17 protein-coding genes are annotated in these 19,234 nt (G+C 37.3%); 11 read left to right on the top strand and 6 right to left on the bottom strand.

Going from position 1 to position 19,234, the window contains the following annotated elements:
• Positions 1-709: 709 nt before the first annotated feature.
• The 4 genes from KTH07_RS11920 to KTH07_RS11905 all read left to right on the top strand — a co-directional run bounded on the left by KTH07_RS11920 (position 710) and on the right by KTH07_RS11905 (position 2,911).
• Positions 710-988, top strand: coding sequence for a hypothetical protein (locus tag KTH07_RS11920; RefSeq protein ID WP_052455524.1), 279 nt, complete (start codon positions 710-712; stop codon positions 986-988).
• 505 nt (positions 989-1,493) lie between these two features.
• Entirely contained in the window at positions 1,494-2,060 is a 567-nt protein-coding gene (locus KTH07_RS11915; protein WP_004198820.1) for a hypothetical protein, read from the top strand.
• Between the two features lie 14 nt (positions 2,061-2,074).
• Positions 2,075-2,626 carry a hypothetical protein gene (locus tag KTH07_RS11910; RefSeq protein WP_004151482.1) on the top strand — a complete coding sequence of 184 codons (552 nt, stop codon included), beginning with the start codon at positions 2,075-2,077 and terminating at the stop codon, positions 2,624-2,626.
• A gap of 9 nt (positions 2,627-2,635) precedes the next feature.
• Positions 2,636-2,911 (top strand): hypothetical protein, encoded by a 276-nt coding sequence (locus KTH07_RS11905; RefSeq protein WP_004151481.1) that lies wholly within the window; start codon positions 2,636-2,638, stop codon positions 2,909-2,911.
• Positions 2,912-2,955: 44 nt separating this feature from the next.
• Here the strand turns inward: KTH07_RS11905 and KTH07_RS11900 are convergent, their stop codons facing one another.
• Both KTH07_RS11900 and KTH07_RS11895 read right to left on the bottom strand, forming a co-directional pair.
• Entirely contained in the window at positions 2,956-3,375 is a 420-nt protein-coding gene (locus tag KTH07_RS11900) for a TIR domain-containing protein (RefSeq protein WP_000208713.1), read from the bottom strand.
• 1 nt (position 3,376) lies between these two features.
• On the bottom strand, positions 3,377-4,642 hold the full coding sequence (locus tag KTH07_RS11895; RefSeq protein WP_000749528.1) for a tetratricopeptide repeat protein: 1,266 nt from the start codon (positions 4,640-4,642) through the stop codon (positions 3,377-3,379).
• Between the two features lie 362 nt (positions 4,643-5,004).
• On the opposite strand from KTH07_RS11895, the gene KTH07_RS11890 reads away from it, so the two are divergent.
• Entirely contained in the window at positions 5,005-5,247 is a 243-nt protein-coding gene (locus tag KTH07_RS11890; RefSeq protein WP_004151480.1) for a hypothetical protein, read from the top strand.
• 172 nt (positions 5,248-5,419) lie between these two features.
• Here the strand turns inward: KTH07_RS11890 and KTH07_RS11885 are convergent, their stop codons facing one another.
• On the bottom strand, positions 5,420-5,635 hold the full coding sequence (locus KTH07_RS11885) for a hypothetical protein (RefSeq protein ID WP_000132147.1): 216 nt from the start codon (positions 5,633-5,635) through the stop codon (positions 5,420-5,422).
• A 93-nt stretch (positions 5,636-5,728) separates the two neighbouring features.
• Positions 5,729-7,249 (bottom strand): MobQ family relaxase, encoded by a 1,521-nt coding sequence (gene mobQ / locus KTH07_RS11880; RefSeq protein ID WP_075606783.1) that lies wholly within the window; start codon positions 7,247-7,249, stop codon positions 5,729-5,731.
• Between the two features lie 846 nt (positions 7,250-8,095).
• Between mobQ and KTH07_RS11875 the strand changes: the two genes are divergently transcribed.
• From KTH07_RS11875 to pilV, 6 genes are all read left to right on the top strand, one after another.
• Positions 8,096-8,578 carry a hypothetical protein gene (locus tag KTH07_RS11875; protein WP_004151478.1) on the top strand — a complete coding sequence of 161 codons (483 nt, stop codon included), beginning with the start codon at positions 8,096-8,098 and terminating at the stop codon, positions 8,576-8,578.
• A gap of 994 nt (positions 8,579-9,572) precedes the next feature.
• Complete coding sequence (locus tag KTH07_RS11870) at positions 9,573-9,887, top strand: hypothetical protein (protein ID WP_072065658.1); 315 nt, start codon at positions 9,573-9,575, stop codon at positions 9,885-9,887.
• Complete coding sequence (locus KTH07_RS11865; RefSeq protein WP_004151477.1) at positions 9,857-10,453, top strand: hypothetical protein; 597 nt, start codon at positions 9,857-9,859, stop codon at positions 10,451-10,453. The genes KTH07_RS11870 and KTH07_RS11865 overlap by 31 nt, the downstream gene beginning before the upstream one ends.
• Positions 10,454-10,552: 99 nt before the next feature.
• Positions 10,553-10,876 carry a conjugal transfer protein TraD gene (locus KTH07_RS11860; protein WP_004151476.1) on the top strand — a complete coding sequence of 108 codons (324 nt, stop codon included), beginning with the start codon at positions 10,553-10,555 and terminating at the stop codon, positions 10,874-10,876.
• Between the two features lie 567 nt (positions 10,877-11,443).
• The gene (locus tag KTH07_RS11855) at positions 11,444-12,013 is read left to right on the top strand and encodes a type 4 pilus major pilin (protein WP_004151475.1); all 570 of its coding nucleotides are present in this window, start codon (positions 11,444-11,446) and stop codon (positions 12,011-12,013) included.
• Between the two features lie 203 nt (positions 12,014-12,216).
• Positions 12,217-13,776: a type II secretion system protein gene (pilV, locus tag KTH07_RS11850; RefSeq protein WP_004164871.1), complete on the top strand. Its 1,560-nt coding sequence runs from the start codon at positions 12,217-12,219 to the stop codon at positions 13,774-13,776.
• A gap of 463 nt (positions 13,777-14,239) precedes the next feature.
• Here pilV and KTH07_RS11845 read toward each other — a convergent pair whose 3' ends face one another.
• Both KTH07_RS11845 and KTH07_RS11840 read right to left on the bottom strand, forming a co-directional pair.
• Complete coding sequence (locus tag KTH07_RS11845; protein WP_065519844.1) at positions 14,240-17,200, bottom strand: type III restriction-modification system endonuclease; 2,961 nt, start codon at positions 17,198-17,200, stop codon at positions 14,240-14,242.
• Between the two features lie 9 nt (positions 17,201-17,209).
• Positions 17,210-19,186: a site-specific DNA-methyltransferase gene (locus KTH07_RS11840; RefSeq protein WP_075606782.1), complete on the bottom strand. Its 1,977-nt coding sequence runs from the start codon at positions 19,184-19,186 to the stop codon at positions 17,210-17,212.
• Positions 19,187-19,234: the final 48 nt, after the last annotated feature.

Below are 19,234 nucleotides of genomic sequence, written 5' to 3'. Positions count from 1 at the left end.
CCGTGAAATCTCTTTTAAATATAATAGGTTACACCTCCTTAATACTATAATATGTTTAATAACCTTAACGGGGAGTGTGCCGGTTAAATGGCACCGTCTATTTTTCTACTTTGTTTTTACTTGATGTTATGGACAGCAAGTGATTGTTTTATACAATCACGAAGCGCTGCTGATTTTTTAGTAAATATACAATTGTTTTTCCTCTACGTTATAGCGGCTACGCCGCAATTCTTTATGGATAAATCCATCATTAACAGGGGTGAACCCTGTTTCAGCAGTGTGATTGTCTTGAGCAATCACTAAGTGCTGCTTCTATGAATATAGTTTTCCTATGCGTTTAAGAGCAAATACTATATTTTTTTTAGTGCTAATGCTGTTATGAAATATAGGATCGAAAATATTTAATCATGAATAAAAGAATAGATGTTGATCCTTTTGGCTTTACCCTAAAACATAGCAAGGACCATTGTTAAATCGTTAAATATATTTTACAGTGTTAGGGCGTAGCCGTGCGTCAGCACATGAGCTTTAGCTCATAAGATAAATATCTTTTCAAAAGAATAAGAAAAAACAGGTAAAACGTTTATTAAATGAGTTAAATTTGATTTTTACCGATTCGATATGGTATTAAATAATAAAAAAGAATGAAAATAAAGAATGAACAACATTAAGATTATTACGTTTTTTCATACAAATAAAAAAACCATTTATGACTTGTATTGTTAAAGATGTTGAAGAGAATGAACAAGTAATAAAACTCACTTTGCAAAATGGTGATAATATCCATGTCAAAGATTATGACTATTTCTTCTTATCAGAATCAGCACATGAGTGTGATCAGGAACGAATGATTAACACATACAGAAGATTGATTTCTGAACTGAGCCAAATTAGTGAAGAAACAATAGAGTCCTTAGTTCCGATGATATCGAATAATATGAAAACCAATTTCCCGGCAAGCGGTGTGAGTGCTTTGGAAGATGATTGAAAAATCTGAATGGTAGCAACCATTCCATATGAAACAGCATATTAAAACATGCGTTGCATACAGGTTTTTGCAACACCATATCGGAAGATAGCTACGTTACCTGAGATCTAACAATCCCTGTCTGCGTAATGGTCGACAGGGTATTATCTGTTCCGACCTATACCTTTCTATCTCCATCCATGTGCAAACAGCTACTGACATGGCTCTTCGTGTACATTACACCTCTTATTGATCGATATAAAAGATCAATAAGCTATATTTAATAGATTTTAACTATCAAATTAGCGTCAATTGATCGGTGTTTTAATTGTTTATATCGATCGATTATAGATATGTGATAGTTTTAATCTATTAAATGATTTGAATTCGATCGATACAAACGATATGACGAACAGAAAAATAAATTGAATCCTATCAATTGATTAATGCTTTTTTACAGCCCAGAGAGACCAACCTATGGGTAGGGCTGTCTTTGACATAAAGTTTCCACACATTGGGGATAGATATGAAATTACGGATAGTGATGCCACTGGTACTGTCTGCTGCCGCACTAACAGGTTGCCAGCAGCTCAACGATGGCGTGAATACAGTTAATGGAGCAATCAGTTCTTCGTTGTCTTCAGTAGGTAAAGCGCTGGGGGGAACTGCCACCACTCAAAGCCTTGGCCCGGTATCGTCTGTATCTGGCCTTGGTGCTGTCTGCAAAGACTATGAAGAAAACGCAATGGCAGCAGAGAAAAAATGGACGGGAAAACGGATCTCAATCGCAAATGCGACTGTTCTTGAAGTTACGAAAGGCAGAAGTGCCAGCGATATGATGACGGGGATGCCTAAATCAGCCCCTAACTATTATCTGCTCTTTAAAACAGCCGATACAAGCTACTGCGGCGGGATGGTTTGGCTGGATTACTACTCTGGTATTGATGATGCCGTTCTTACTTACAAGAAAGGCCAGAAAGTCAGCGTTACTGGAACGATAAACAATTTCGAAGTCCGTGGATTTGCCACAGTAAACAATGCCGATATGCCAGTTCGTCTGGTTGTTCTGAGAAACGGCACTATCAATCATTAAAAGGAATAATAACCATGCGTAAAATTTTAGCCATTACTGGCCTTGCCATGTTGTTATCAGGCTGTGGTGAAAAAGGCGATTTTGAGAAAGCTATCAATGCGAAGATTTCACATTCAAAGCTGTGCTACTCCTTGCAGGATAATGACATTGTGTTCAATAAGGGCTTCCCCATCCGGGTCAACCATGGCTACCGTTCAGCGGGGTATAGTGCCAGTGATGAAATATTGAAAGGTCTGGCTAATCAGGGGCTGCTTGATGTTTCTCAACAAGCTAATGGTTTCAGTAGTGTCGATGTTCTGGAAGTAACAGACAAAGGCCAAGCGGTTGAGTTTTGGGATCGTAAAGATGGTGCCTGTGTTGGTCATCGTGCGGTTGCTGAGATAAAGGAATGGACTGAACCGGGAAACGGTAATCAGAAAGTTGTTCGCGTGTCTTATACATGGAAGTTGGCGGATGTTCCTTCATGGGTAGACAAAAAAGTGTTCTCAAGTGTCAAGGGTATGAATGAACCTGAAGAGAGCATGATTAATCTTGTTAAAACCAGCAATGGCTGGAAAGCGATCTAAGGGGGCATCATGGAAAACAACACAATTAAATGCCCTTTCTGCCTGAAAGAAAGCCAAAGGGGTGTTCATGTCTGCACCGGCTGCATGGCGACGGTTCTGTATGGAACCTTCCCCGGCTGGTATGCTTTCGTGGTTATATTATTGACCTTCGGCCTGTCTATACTGATCGGAATGTCTACAGGTATGGCGGGAGCTACTATCAGCCTACCAATCATTGCTGCTGTTGGGTTTATAGCTGGTAAGGCAATTTTCTCTGATAATGTTGTGTTTAGGCGAAGGATGTAGTGACAGTAGTTGGTTTGGGGCCAAAGGCCCCAAACTATAATAAGTTAAACTGAACTATTTTCAATTGCGGAGATAATATTATTTACAATTGAATTTGAGTTCCAGCCTACAATAACATCAGCATTCTCTTGAATTATTACAGGGATGCGTTCTGCCCCCCTAGGTTTCACAGCGATTACAGGAATGTTATTCTTTTTAGCTGTTTCAATTTCCCACTTCATCCAATCACTGTATGACGTATACATTCCAGCCATAACCAGAAAAACATCGGAAGAAATAATTCTTTTCTTCAGGACGCCTCGGATATAATCTCTTTGCTCTGAATTAATGCGATTATCTACAGTAACTTCAGAGTAATCGATAGTAATTGTACTATTTTTTTCAATGAGACTTTTCAAATTTTTCAATTGCTTATCATAATCCCATGAGTGACTAACAAATGCGGTGTAGTTTTTCGTTGTCATATTATTGTTTCCTTAATTTGTTTTTACAGAAGGTTTCAATATCCCATGAATTGTCACAGAATGCTTTAAATCTATCAAAGTAGGTTGAGGATTTATCTGAATCTCCAATATAGTTGGCGGCTTGACATGCTGATGCGAAGACCCATTTTTGGTCACTTCGCTCATCAAAATAATTGGAGTTAATTATTTCCTCTGTTATACCAAGCACTGAGTTGAAAATCATTTCAGCACTTACTTCGTGGTATGCAATTTCCTTGTTTAAATTAGCAGATGTTGCATTTAAGTTTTTGAGGTATTCCATCTTTTCATGATGGCAAATCGCAAGGTTCTCACCATTATAATAATCTTTTTTAATCGTATAACCACGTTCATATAAAAGAATGGCTTTATCTAAAAAAGAAATATCTTTGATTTCTCGCCAAATATTTTTGCTAATAGCTCCAGCTAAACCAGTAGTTTCAGGATCGTTACTGGTATCAGGAGAAAGAGCAGAAAGAATGGACATAGCATCGAAGCAAGCCATAACGGGGCTGATATTATCCGATACGTCCTTATAAGTACAAAGGGTCAGTCGTTGCAAGAGGTAATCATCATTTGGTCTTAATTCGATAGCCTGACTATAATATTTTTTTGCCTCAGTGAAATTACCTTCCTTTAAAAGTTTTTCTGCATTATTGAAAACATCAACCCACTCTTTTTCTGATTCATTCGATTCTTCAACAATTTCTTCTATTTCTTTTTCACTGAATGTTGGTGTTTTTAAATCAGGTAGAAATGTATAAATTGGGCTGTCCGTTTTGCTTTCTTGTAAAGCAGTAGATATCAATTTTTGTAGCTCTGACCTTTTCTTTCTTGCCTCAGAACAACCAATATCATCGCCTAAATGTTCATATATTAGGGTTGCGGTATGATTGAGATCGAAATGAAGAACCCCACTTTTTTCAGACATTATAATGGTTGTTCCCTTCTTGAGGGCATGTCGTACGCCAAGTTCATAGAGTGCATTTGCATTGTTGGTAGATATGTCGGCAATTACAACATCTGCAAGAAGCAATTTCCTGTACATCTCCCTGTCAATAGAACCAGAATGACAAACCTCATCGGCTCTTATGCACTCTATACCACACTCTTCTGCAGCTGGCTTAATAATTTCATAATAAGTTGCGTCTAAATTTAAGGTTTTACCTGATTTGTAATCTGTTTTTTTTCCAAATCCCATAATGACGAAGCATAATTTCTTTTTGGCTGAGGAAGGGGACTTTTTCATTTAATATCCGTGTCATTAAACGTTAAAGCGATAAATTTATCATATAGTAAGTTATTTCACAATGTTTTTTATATGGATCATTGGAGTGTATCATTTTTTGGCAGTTTAGCGTATTCATTGACAATAATTTGGTGTTTTAATTCGTTTACTTGATTTAACCAAATCTAATCAGGAACGGCCAGAGTCATAGTCAGCCTACCAAATATGATGGTTTGGTTAAAGATAATATTTTGCATGATTTCTCGTTTAGGTGAGTTACATAAGACGAATGTTATGCATTTGTCCTAACGCCATTGTTTGTAACTTTGCATTTATTTGACATTGAGTCTTATTTTGTTAATTAATGATAAAAAGGAGAAAATATGAAAGTATTAATTAAATTGAGTAATGACTGGCCTGAACATGTGAGTGGCAATCCAGTCCTTGATAAGTGGGTTCACAAGATTCCTTGGTCCGGCATCGAATGCTTTTTATTATGTGAAGATGGTAATGTTTATCAGTCATATATAAAAATGCCTTTTTCTGTAGAGATAAAAGAATTTCAACTTTTCAGGCATACACACATAGATGAAACTTCATTTATGATTGAAGAAATCAATGAATAGCCTGAAGGCGTTAACACAAGAAAAGGTTTTATATCAAAAATAGATAAAAGACATCCATATAATAAAAAAGAAAATGGCTGCTGGTATGTATCACCTGAAGGGAATGATGCAGTAATTATTTTTGATGCCCCTGAAATTCAGGAGCATAAAAATAGATATAAAGAGATGCCAATTATCTCATGCGAGGTCTTAAAGTAGACTTTAATTTTTCTTCAAGCTCGGCCTTTTTTAGCTGGGCTTCTTCTAAAGAACCATAAATCCCAACAATTTCCTGAGAAATAATATCGAACACGATATAAAGAGGGATTTCCTGAGTGATTTCCTCTCCTTCCCCGATTCTGTAAGTAAGTGTGGTGCTATGTGGAGTAATCAAGAAACGGTCTGTCATTTTTAAACCCTCTGATTTTATAAGACAAGGATTATGTCAGGGGGCATCTGTTTTTCAAGTTCAATGAACGAGGTCAGTGCGGTAAAAACCATCTTATTTTGGGGGGAACCCCGGCGGTCTTAATTTTGTCCCATTGCGCTTACCAGATGAGAGTGTAGGTATGTAGTCTGGTGTGTTACTGGGTTGTTCAGATTTTTTCACACGACTTGGGAAACGATAAATTTCACCTGCCGCTGGTTTCGTGGCGCAGATCTCAGTTTGTTTTTGTTTTTCATCATTATTGAATTTAGCACGTTGTTCATATTCATTACGTGAAACATGACGGCCTAATACCTCATCAAAGACATAGTTTTCAGCAATACGCTTATCATGTTCTTCACTGATAAGATCAATTTGGGATTTGTTTGCTTTAGCCCATATGAATTTATCCCTGATAAAATCAACTAAAAGGGCTGTAAAGCGTTTAAAGACATTCTCCTGACGTGGAGTAGCCTGTTTCCTTTTAAGACGTTTAGGGGCGCTTCTTGATGCCCTGTTTGGGTTTTGAGATATGGATGTTATCAGTATAGTATTTGTTCCAGAATCAGAAATACTGACTGATGGTTTCTTACCAGCAACAACCTTACTAACTTTGGATTTATCACGGTAAGATTTAACACCACGCACATGAGTATGAGGAACTGGTGCTACTAATACAGGCCTTTGTGTTTCATCAGTAGAAGAGCCGGAGTGTGTTTCAGGTAATACGATTTGTTCTGGTTCAGCAAGAGCAGCCACGGTGAAGCTTCTGACATCAACGACGATTTCAAGATCAAGATCGCTGAAAGTCTTGTAGACTTCAACCGCTTCCTGCTTGGCAGCATCACGAACAGCCTGTTCTGCTGCTCTTTGCTCTTGTGCTGCTTTACTACGCCATTTGGCACTATGGATACGCTTCATTGGAGGACGGTTTGTTTCAGCGGCTTTAGCAAGCCATAGTGCTTTTTCTTCATTATCCAGAGCAACCGCCGCTTTTTCTAATGCCTCTTCATGCTGGGCCTGAAGGGAACGATGATCAATACGTTCTGACGAACCAGCAGCAGCAAGGTAGCTGTTAGCCATAGATGCCCATGATTCACGCCACAACACAGACATTTTTCTGTCGTTCCAGCTTCTTTCTTTTTTACCAAAACCTTCAGGGCCTATGGTTTTTAATGTCAACATAACGTGAGCGTGTGGGTTATCGCTATCAAGATCATGAAAAGCGATATCGGCAATCATGCCTTTATCAACGAAATTTTTCTGACAATACTCAAGGACAAGTTTTTTCTTGTCGTCATTGTTTAACTCGGTGGGAATAGCAACATCGAAATAACGTGATGTTTGACCATTTTGCTGACGCTCGACCCGTTCAACTTCATTCCACAATGCTGTAGAGTCTTTTATGATATGTTCCGGTGCATTAACTGGAGCTAATATGAAATGCCCATATAAATCGGTACGGCGGCTATAATCATACGTATCACCTGTTCTTTCATCTGTTATACGTGTACGAGCATGATAGGCAGCCTTCGCAACGGAAGACCTACCTTCTGAACGTTTCACAATTTTAAAATCAAGATGAAAAATAGCCATGCAATAAAAACAACCTCAATATAAATTTAAATATCAAACTAAAATATAAATCTCCAATGCGACTATGCCGGTTTTAGTTTTTCGCAAGAAAAACTCTGGTGTTGACGTTGACCTTGCTTTTAGCCTGCGGCAGGCAACCGTCGGTAGACCCCACACACTGCGTAGCAGTGTATAGGTGGGCATTGCTTTATTTTTATATCTCCTAAAGGAGCTAAAAATAACGACAATGTTTAAAGTTTTTCTATACTTAAATAATAACTCTAGTTTTACTGTCTGTGAAATTTACAAGGCTAGAATCGGATGAACGGCTGAGGTATTACACGAATATTAATGATTATGGTTTTAGAGAGCGCCCGTAAGGGCAAAAGTAGTTTAATTAGTCTCCCGCCGTAGGCGGGAACGTGAATTTTATTAAAATTGAGTTGAAAATCTTTAGTTGATAACTGAAATTCCTAAAATAACAGACTCTTTTATGTGCTGCACAAATCACAGCTTAGTTATGAGAAATAGAATGGATATTAACAGGTTAAATGAAAAGCACTAATATGTAAAAATAAGTAACGCGGAGAGGTCTGGTTTTGAAAGCTAGGTGGATTTTACATATCATGTTTTTAAATTTCATTATTTCCAATATTCCATCACTTTTAGTTTAATTGGTCTAACCTGTTTTATGTGAGTGAGCGCTAGCAAGGTATGAGAATAAAACCCATGATTGGAACAAACCATCATTAATAGGGCAAGCCCTATTCAGCATAGTGATTGTTTATGACAATCACGAAGTGCTGTTTTTGACAAAAGCAAATAAATATAAGAAGAGTATTATCTATTTAGCTGAGGGTGGATAAGATGAGTGAATATAATTCAAATAATAATGAGAAGAAAAACAAAAAACAACTTGAACATATTAATCTATGCATTACACGAGATTTTTATTTTTATGGTAAGTTTTACGATGAGCTAAAAGGTATCATCAAATCATATAATGATGAGATAATGGAAATCAAAAGCGATATAGGCGAAAAAATATCTTTAAGTCTTTTGTGTGATCATGGTGATAAAATTAATAGCGAAATAAAAGAGGTGATGGATGATGCTGATATATCATTTAAAACTGTGACTGAACGTTTCAGAGAGAGTGTTTTGGAAAAAATGATTAATTGGCTAGATAGTGGGAGGATTGTGCATTCTGACGTTCCGATGATTATTACAATTTTTCAACAGGAAGTTTATGGGTTCAATTTTAGAAAATTAAAAATAAGATCATATATAAATGACGGGTTAATTAAGAAGTTCGGTAAAAGTATTGATCATGGGATGGTTAAATGGTAGAAGGCTCAGGCTGCGAAAAAGAGAATATGATTGGCTATAGCTCAATACATAATAATTTGAAAGCTATGTGTGGAAAATATTTTATTGATTATTATTTGACAAATAAAAAATGTCGATGTAAATAAAATGAAGATACAAAAAAAGCCAACTTATCAAAGTTGACTTTTTAAGGACTAAAAAAGTTTTGCCGACTTTTGAAGCCTTGTAATCAGTTAAACAGGAACATGATTACAAATATAAATAAAGTATTATCTAATTAACTTGTATTTGTCAAATCTAAATTTCAACTTTTTACAAGCCTGTCAAATACCATTTCCAAAAACATTTTAGTTCTCGAAAGCAATAACGTTAAACCTGATTGTACGGGTCTGAGAAGGTAGGAGCGACAGTGTTTGATTCATTCTCAAGGTTATTGTTGATGCCAAAGCGGGGAGTCTGCGTAACATCAACTTGAAGCGCACATCTAAGGCTTTTAGAAACAGCAGTATAATTTCTTTAGTAAAACGAGAAATGTTTTTAAAGTTATGATGTTGTCTATGGGAGTGCAGAAGGGTGTCGCAATATGGAAACGTATTGTAGCTCTAAGCCATAGCATGAGAAGCGCCTTTTCCTATTACGTATTATAAAAAATTTAAACCAGTTTCAACAATCAGTTTTAATACTGGTATGTTTTGATTTTTGTTTTTTATATGCGGGTTAGGAGAGGCGAAGCTCTAGAAAAACAAAGTTTTCCTTCGGAAAACTACTACAACTGAAAGTCGCTATCTAAAACCCCAGATCCTAAATTAATTAAATTAAAGTACTACTAGTACGAAATTTTTTAAATAAAATAAAAAAGTTAAATTCCAGAGAATAAATAAGTAAGGTGCCATTTTATAAAGGCACTAACGACAAATAATTAGAACTATAAGATAAATAAATTACATAGATTAATTTGAGTTTCTTTTGTTTTAGTTGTATTAATTAGTAAATTATGAAAAATAAGGAGAATATAGTGATTAATAAAATACAAGCGGCTGAAAATGTAACTGATAACACTTCAAAAAAATTAAAAAATGAAAAGCAACATAGTGGTGGAAGATTGCAGCGAGTGTCATTAACGGAAAAGCGATTTCTTGATGACGCTGTTCATGCAGCGGCTAGAGTTAAAGGGAAAAAATTAACAGCAGAGGAGCGAAGGAAAGTATTATGTGTTGCAAGAGAACAAATACGTTCTCAACGTAAGGCTGAGCAGATTAAAAATGAAAGAAATAAAGAAAGGTTTGAAGCAGAGTTTGAATGGAAAAAACCAGTGTCATTTCGTCGTTAAAGCATCCATTCATTAATGATGATATTATTATTTTTTATAAGAGGGAATACATGGGGAAATTGAAAACAAAAAATCTTAAGGAAAGTGAGTTTATAAGATATATAGAAACTCATCCAGTTTTTTCAGAGTCTTTATGTAAGAAGCATGGGGTTTCTGTTGTATCACTAGGTTATTCCCTTTATGTCCATAGTAATCATTTTTTTCTGGAGAATGGTTATGTGTCAGATGATATTCATTATGACATGGTTAAAAATAACTTAATCATCATGAAACCAACTCTTAAACGATTTTATAAAAGAACAAGGCAGGTAGATTATAATGATTATACTTTCATATCGGGGATTAAAGAGCATCAAGACTATTGTATGTTATTAACGCTTTGTTGCTATCATTGGATTGCCGATGTGTTCACTGTCTATAATCATAATAAAGGGAGTGATATAGTCGTTGACGTTGCCAATGAGCTTTTACAAAGAAGCATTGACTACTTTTCAATTGAACATCAAAACGTAGTTGAATGTTTTAATGAGTTAAAACATAAGTTCCCACATTATAGAAAGCGATAAGAATAATTACTTAAATGTCGGATCTTTTGTAAAAGTCGATTTGACGATAAAGTTCTATTGTTGTATATGATCCATATATAACCGATAAGAGGAACGATTATGGATGACATATCAGAAAAGCAAAAAAACAGAACTAAGCCACGTATTAAAAAGACATTAGAACAGCAGTTGGCTTCAGCTCAGATGCGTTTAAATCGCTTACAACATAAATCCAAGCAAGAAACTAAACAGATTGAAACTCGTCAGAAGATCATTCTAGGTGCAGAAGTTGCTAAAGCATTAGATTGTGATGTTTTCACGGTTGATAAGGAACTGGTTTTAGGAATGCTGTTGGAGACCCCAAATCTACATCCTGACGATAAGGTGAGATTTAGAAAAAATGGGTTGTTATTTCTGGCTAGCATGAAAGGTAGAAAAACTTAATATAATCTTCAATATTTAATTTGACATGCAAACAATAATATTTTAATTAACATCATATGTTGATTTCTAAATTAACACATTCAATCCTTATATAATAAAATACATTTTTTCACGTCCTGACAACAAGCCGCCCTATTTAACCCTTATAGGTCGGTTGTTGTTTTTTATTTTTCTTAATTAATGGCATGTTTCTTTAAAAATTTTTGACAAATACTTTTTTTAATTATATTTTATAAATACTACTACAGATGAATAACTCCATATTCAATCTTGTAAATCTGCGGTGGTTTTAATAAAGTCAGGAAGTTCTCTTCCAGTTAAAGGGTTGGGTTTATCCCGGCCCTTTTTCTTTTAAAATAATCATCAATTATCTAAGTATCCATTAAATTGAAAGTATTATTTATCATCCAATAGAAAAAATCTTGTTTTTCCTCTGTGTTTTTTTGTTCTTTAAAGGTCGTCCGTTTATCGGTTAAGTTTAGATAAAGTTTTATTTGGTATTGTTTTATATGATTTATCCGCTATCTATTTTATATCTTTCAAGTTAACCAAGGAGATATAAAGGAAATGAAAAAAACAGTATTAATTAAAAACAAAAAAAGTAAAAAAGGTTTCTCTCTTTTAGAGCTATTACTTGTTTTAGGTATTATCGCAGCCTTAGTTGTAGCGGCTTTTATAGTATATCCTAAAGTACAGGCATCACAGAGAGCACAGGCTGAAAGTAATAACATCGCAACGATACAGGCTGGTGTGAAAGCACTCTTCACTTCTGCCTCCAGTTTTACTGGATTAACTAACTCTGTTGCTGTTCAGGCGAAGATATTCCCGGATAACATGTTGAGTGGTTCTGGTTCAGCCGCTAAGCCCATCAATGCTTTCAAAGGAGATGTTACATTGGCTGCGGATAAAACTGGTCCGTCAGGGGCGGATGGTTCTTCATTTACTATCACCTATTCAAACGTTCCCGCATCTGAATGTACCAAAATTATCACTGCGGCAGCAGGAAACTTCTACACGGCTGGTGTAGGAACGGCAGGTAATGTTAAAGCAGCAGGTGGAGTTTTAAATGTGGCGTCTGCTGCTACAGAGTGTGATAAAGGTGGAAACAGTAATAAGTTGATTTTCACGTCCATATAAATTGTTTTTCTCTCTCGTGTAATAATCTCACCATCACAGTGAGATTATTATTTTAATAATAAGTATCATTTTCTTAGAATACATCCAGTAGCCCGTCCGTCTAATTTTCATACATGCTTTCTATATTTGTGTTTTTGCGGCCTTGATTTATTTTACACCTCTGTTAATTGTAGGGTTATATATTTTATTATGTGAGGTGGGAAATGAAAATGTTTGGTATAAAAAAGGGATTTTCACTATTGGAGCTGATCCTTGCTCTAGGCATCGGCAGTGCAATAGCTTTAATAAAATTCCAAGATATGAAAGTTGAACAAGAGGATTTAGTTGCTAAAACAGCAGGGGAACAAATTAAACAATTAGGTGAGGCAGTTAATGGTTATATCAGTATGAGATATGATAAGCTATCTACACTGACATCAAGCAGTAATCAAAGTAGCGATCCGGGACCAAGAACCTGTAATTCTACAGGCTGTGAAATTGATTACCATACTCTTGTTAATGAGGGATTACTACCTGCATCATATAACGGGAATAACATATATAAGTCTCCCTATAAAATTATACTTAAACGTGAAGGAACCGCACCTAACTATGTTATTAACGGTTTGATTACAACATCATCAGCATGGATCGAAGGCGGACACATCCGTTATGATCTTCTTGGTAAAGCAATGCAAGTTGCTGGTGTTGACAGTGGTATGACAAAGGATGCGACCTCTGTTGCTGGATTCCAAAGCCAGTGGAAGGAACAAAACACCGCATTCAACAATATTACAAGAGATGGATTACTTGCCTTCAGAGTCGGGTATAACAGCTCGTTATATGCTATCTATCTTCGTCGTGATGGAACATTACCTATGACGGGTAATCTAAACATGGGTGGGAACGATATAAATAATGTTAAAAATATTACTGCATCGGGAACAGGTAATTTCGGTGGTAATATTACTACGGCAGGAAGTGTCACTGCCACTGGTCAGGTTACTGCTCATAATGGGTATGGTGATACTATTACATTCGGTGGCGATGGCGCTGGCGACGATTATGAAATCAGGCTCAGCAATGGTGTTCGCCCCTTAAGTATCTACTCTCCTAATGCTGCAAATTATACAACTGTATTAAAAGTATGGAAAAATGCTTTGATACAACAACGCCTTTCTACCAATGGTCTTGATCCTAATGATTTGCCTTCAGGCTGGAGTGGTGGTTTAAGAACTAATGATGTCTATGCTGCTGGTACGGTTGGTGCTGGTTCAGGTGGTGCTGTTAATGCCTATATGAACAGCAGCGGTAATATATACGCTTCCAATGATGTTAATGTCGGGCATCAGGTTAATGCTCAGTATGTCTGGGCCTCGGGTAATCTTAACTCTAACTATATTCATTCCAATGGTAATATTGATGCTGATGGCAGACTGAATGCAGGGGAGTTCCTATATATTAATGGGAAAGCAAATGTAGGAGCAAACTGTTCACCAAATGGTTTACAGGGCACGGATTCAACGGGATTGTTGTTGTCATGTGTCGGTGGTAAATGGACAAAAGCTTCTGGTGGCGGTGGTGGGCTTTACTCTACTAATACTAAAGATGGTAATAGTGCAACATGTTCGACTCCAAATACAGATACAAACGCATGTTCTTGCCCATCGGGAAAAACATCAGTGGTCATAATGAGTTCAATATCAACAAGCGTTACAATCCGTCCAGATAATGGGCAGGGTGTGACTACAAAAAGTACACAAAGATTATATCAATGTAGATGATTTATAATAAATTTAATATATTAAAATACATTATAAAAATTGAAAATCAAAAAATAATATATTAAATAATAAGAACCTATCCCAAAAGAAATTATCATATTGCATTATCTGACAATTCCTTATGGGATAGGTTCTTAGTGTATGGTGCTTCAGTGTGTTCTAATGGAAAAACATCAACGGCTACATGTACGAGTGGTAGTAAATTTATTTCTGGAAGATATAATTTAACCAGTTGGTATGGAAGTGAAGGAAGGAATGCTCCTGATTCTTCTTATCCTACGACTACAGGATTCGTAGTTGTACCACCGGGAAGTTTTGAAGGTTGTGTTAGAGCTGTTGCATTGTGTTCAAAACTTTAAAACCAGCCAGATTTCACGTAGCACCGCCATCAGACGGTGCTTTGAGTAATTTAAAAAGAGTTAGTGGTATCTACCTAATCGCCAAGATATATCATTTATAAAAATCAAATGCTGCTTATTACTTCTGTAAGATTTGTCGCTCTGATATATTTTGCTGCATTAGTGTTTTCTTCTTTTAAAGCACTGAAATGAGCTGTTCCACAAGTAATTTTCGCATCTTCTTCATTACCAAGACCAATGTGTTTACTTTTTGTTTCTACAACAAAGTAAATATGTTCTTCACCATTGTCTTCAATAACTAAGGCCCAGTCAGGATTGTAAGTTCCCAGTGGAGTCGGAATTTTAAACCAACCGGGAAGCTTCACATAAAGCTTAACTTCATCCTGTTCTTCGAGTTCCTGAGCGAAACGGCTTTCGACTTCAGAATCTTTAGGAACGTATTCGTAAACTGACTTAGACGAGGTTTCAAAAAGATTACGGGCATATCCTGTTAGCTCTTTATCCATAAAGAGACTTTGCGCATACACCTCTCCTTTTAGTGGATAATATTTAATACCATCAACAATTGACAGGCGTTTGCAGTAGTTGATTCGGCCTATAGCTTCACTGATAAACTGCTGTGGATTTTTAGCAAAATCAGCGAGTCTTCCACTCTCTTTCAGGATGGTGCTTAAACTGCGTCTTGTCAGTCCGGTTTTTTCCTGTAGAACACCAAGAATATCTGGCAGTGGCTGCTCTGCAACATCTATAACAGCGCTTGTTGTCCCATTAGACTGAGCTTTGACATCAAGTCCAGATTGACTTTGTTTGATTGTTGCTTTGCTGAAACTGACCATTGCTTTTGCTACAGGCTGCATTTCAGAAAGTGATTTTATACAGGACTTGATCAATACATCTTCATCAAATGCCAGACGATACAGTGTTTTTTGGCAAATGCGCTGCCATAACGCTTCGAATTCAGGGCTGTTTAAGACCTCTTTCCGGTATTTGATTACTTTACGCTCATCAGCATTATTTATATTGAGTCGCCCTGCTGATTTACGCAGGATAGCCTCAATTTGCTCCTGAAGAGGAAGGAACCTTTCGCTAACAGCAAAAGTGCCATCGAGAAGAGTTTCTTTCAGGGTTTTAGTGATTTTTCCCGATTTTTCCAGATAACCTTCAGTCTGTAGTTCAGACCAGATGTCATGCGAACCGGTGATTCCTACACCTTGTGAGGAATCAGAGAAGATCAGATGGGCGAATGCATCTTTTTCGATAATACCAAAACGGATACCCGTTTCGCTCTCAATTTCAGACTGTAATCGTTCAGCGTAGGCTTCGTAATTTTCACTGGCAACGACAGTCAGAATGTTAATGCTGTCATCACGAACACGTTCACCTTCTTGGTTAACGCACAGACGAAGACCACGCCCTAATGTTTGACGACGTTCTCGTTCACTTCCCATCTCTCGAAGGCTACAGATCTGGAACACATTGGGGTTATCCCAGCCTTCTTTCAAAGCAGAGTGTGAAAAAATAAACCTCACCGGATTCGAGAAACTCAAAAGCTTCTCTTTATTTTTCATGATGAGGTTATAACCGCGTTCCGCATTTTCGCGGCCTGCATTATTGCTTTCGGTTGTTTCAGCCCATCCACCTTTTTTATCAATGGAGAAATAACCATCATGAACGTCTTTAGCATGTTCTGGATGAGAAGGGAGCAAATCTTTATATGCGGGGCTTTTGATCGCTTTTAGATATTCTTCTTCAAAGATACGAGCATATTCACCCGGTTCACGAAGTCCTTCTTCATTAGTCTGGCGATAGAAATCAACCTTATCAATGAAGAACAGGGTGAGAACCTTGATTTGCTGGGAATTCAGTCGAAGTTCTTTATCAAGATGTTCACGAATTGTACGCCTAATCATATGACGCTGGATGAGCATCGGGTCAATATCACCCACGACATCACCAACTTGCATATAGTAGGTATTAGAAGGCGTTTCCAGTGTCAGATAGCCTTCTTTGCCCGTGCGGATCTCGCTTATCCTGTATCCCTGATAAATATCACGCCCCGTTTCGTCATCAAGTGCCGTACCGTCATACACGGTAATCTCAGAACGATTCACGCCCCCTTTTTTATCGGCTATATCAACAATAACAGTCGCGCTAATGCTATTCTTCTTACTGTTAATACTGACCAGTTTTACATAGGGGCTATTGCTTGCATTCTGGACTTCAAGCCCGGCAACTTCAATTTGTTTGACCAGTTTCTGATTGTAAGCATCAATGGCATCGAGGCGATACACCATATGATGTTTATGCACATGTGTCGCTGAATAGCGTAAGGTGAACATTGGGTGCATAGCATCAAGTGCGGTTTTACCCGCACCATTTAAGCCACCATCAACACTTTGCGGTTCATCTACAATAATAATTGGGCGTGTAGCACGTATCAGATCAATTGGCTTATCCAGATCGTCAACGGTTGTTTTTTCACTGGACTGATAGAGCTTATTAACGTCTTTTTTGTTAATCGCACCAACTGTCATTACCATGATCTGCATAACAGAGCTGGTTGCAAAATTTCGCACATCCGCAGGTTTAGACGAGTCATACAGATAGTATTCGTATGGAATTCCCGCATAGAGGCTTTTAAAATGTTCTTCAGTGATTTGTAGTGTTTTATAAACGCCTTCCTTGATGGCAACGGAAGGAACTACGATGATAAATTTGCTCATGCCATATCGTTTATTCAACTCAAGCATGGTGCGAAGATAAACATACGTTTTACCTGTCCCTGTTTCCATCTCGACAGTAAAATCATGGCTGTCGAGCACAGGTGAAGGTGGAAGCTGATTCTTCAACTGAACATTGTTTAAGTTTTTCAGCAGAACATCATCTTCGGGTATCTGTGGGTTTACAGGCATTGAACCTGTTGCGCCTTCAAATGAGAGTGCACCCTGAGCTGGGGCCAGCACAGTCATTTCGCTCTCCCACTTCTCCTGTCCCACAAACAAATCACAGACCGAAGTTATGGCGTTTTGCTGATAGGTAAGGTCAGATTCAAAATGTAGTTTCATCTCTTTCCCTTACAGGCTGTGCAGGTTAGTCAGGCCATGCTGTTCCAGAATGGCGCAAAGATTTGTTTTAGCAACGTTATTTTCAAACGCATCATCAAGGAAATAGCAGACCGTATCTTTCCCAACTTTTAAACTCTTATGCCAGTCGATGATCCCCTTGGTCAGTTCTTCTACTGAAGATGCAGGGATTTGTTTGGCAAAGCAGGTAAACAATTTGCCACCGTCAACGCAAGAAACGGTTAATCCATCAAACTGACGGGTTTCAACGTTTACACTCAGATCAATACCACGCTTAAGCATCAGTTCAGTCAGCAAGTCTTCTTCACTACGACCTTCAAGGATTGGGCTTACATAAGCATCAAGCTGTTCTGAAAGGGTTTCTGCTGTGGCTTCCCACGGACGAATGTTAGATGTATCGAGTTTAAACACACGAAAACCGACATCACCATTCCAGTCAGGATTATCTTCACGAACCTTTTTACCTGCACGGCGTAGGCGCTCTTTTGTGATTTCTGATATTTTTAAAGACATTCCATGCTTCTTCAAAAAAGCTGCTGCAATGGCTTGTTCCTTAGTGTTTTCGTCAACTAATTCTGGTAGTTGCGCAATCACAAATTTGATTTTCCTATTCTTAATTGCATTGGCTGTGAAAACAGCGTGACCAAAAGTTCCTGAACCGCCAAAAAAATCAAGTGCTATGCATTCCTCATTAGGGTAAGTAGCTATTTCTATTATGCGAAGAAGAGTGCCTAAAGGTTTTGGTCTAGAAAAAACTTCTTTGTCGAATCCAATTTCAATAAATTGTTCACTTCCTCTTTCACTATTTACGTCTCTATGTGTCCATGAGGAGGTGGCTTTTACCGCATCCCTTTTGGATAGATAGTCTTTCTCCATGATGCCCCACATTTTTTTAGTAGGCATAAATTTAGCGTATACACTCTCGATTTTTGTTTTTGCTGTATCAAATCCCCATCTCCATCGGCCATCCGTACCATCATCTCGAATAGGTTTTATTTCGATAAGACCATCATTTTTTTGATCTTTAGAGACAGATAATTTGTTTTTTACTTCATCATAGTAGAAATAATAAAACATATCAGGTCGATCTTGTCTTCGGTCCGCATCACCTGTTTTACGTAAATCCATATCACGAAAGACTTCACCTGCTTCATCAATCTTATTATATCTTTTTAGGATTTTATCATCAGGTTCAAACCCATAAGTTTTAGCATGGGTTATATTTTTTGTCATTACAAGTATATATTCATGAGCAGTTGCTATGAATTTATCATCAGAGCGACCTTTAGGATTGTTTGTATTAGCTATAAGAGCTATAAAATTCTCTTCTCCAAATATCTCAAAACATAAACTACATAAGTTATGGACTTCATGTTCGTCGATTGAAATAAAAATAAAGCCAGAGTCAGAAAGTAAGTTTCTGGCTAATTTTATACGGGGGTACATCATATTCAACCAATCGGTATGATAACGACCACTGGTTTCTGCATTTGTACTTACCCGGACACCTTCTTCTGTTTGCCCTGTGATTTCAAGATAATTTTTCATATTATCTTGGAAGTTATCAGGATAAACAAAATCTTTCCCGGTGTTGTAAGGAGGATCAATATATATAAGCTTAACTTTTCCAGTGTAGCTTTTTTGAAGAAGCTTTAACACTTCAAGGTTATCACCCTCGATCATGAGGTTCTTGGTGTTATCCCAATCAACGCTTTCATCTTTACATGGGCGTAAGGTGCCACGGGAAGGGGTAAGAGCAAGCTGACGAGCCTGACGCTTACCATGCCAGTTCAGGCCATAGCGTTCTTCTTTTTCGTCTACATTTTCACCCAAAAGCTGTTTTAAAACGTCAAAATCAATGCCGTTTTCATTAAAGGCTTCAGGAAACAATGATTTAAGCTTGGTGATGTTATCAGCAGTGATATTCATTGATTGCAGTTCGGGCATTTCAGGCGAAAGTTTGTTCATTGACCATTCCACGTATCTGTATCAGGTTACTGTGTGATGGGGGATATT

Source organism: Enterobacter cloacae complex sp. ECL72 (assembly GCF_019056635.1).
Taxonomy (GTDB): Bacteria; Pseudomonadota; Gammaproteobacteria; order Enterobacterales; family Enterobacteriaceae; genus Enterobacter; species Enterobacter hormaechei_C.
This window is presented reverse-complemented; position numbering and strand designations above follow the sequence as displayed.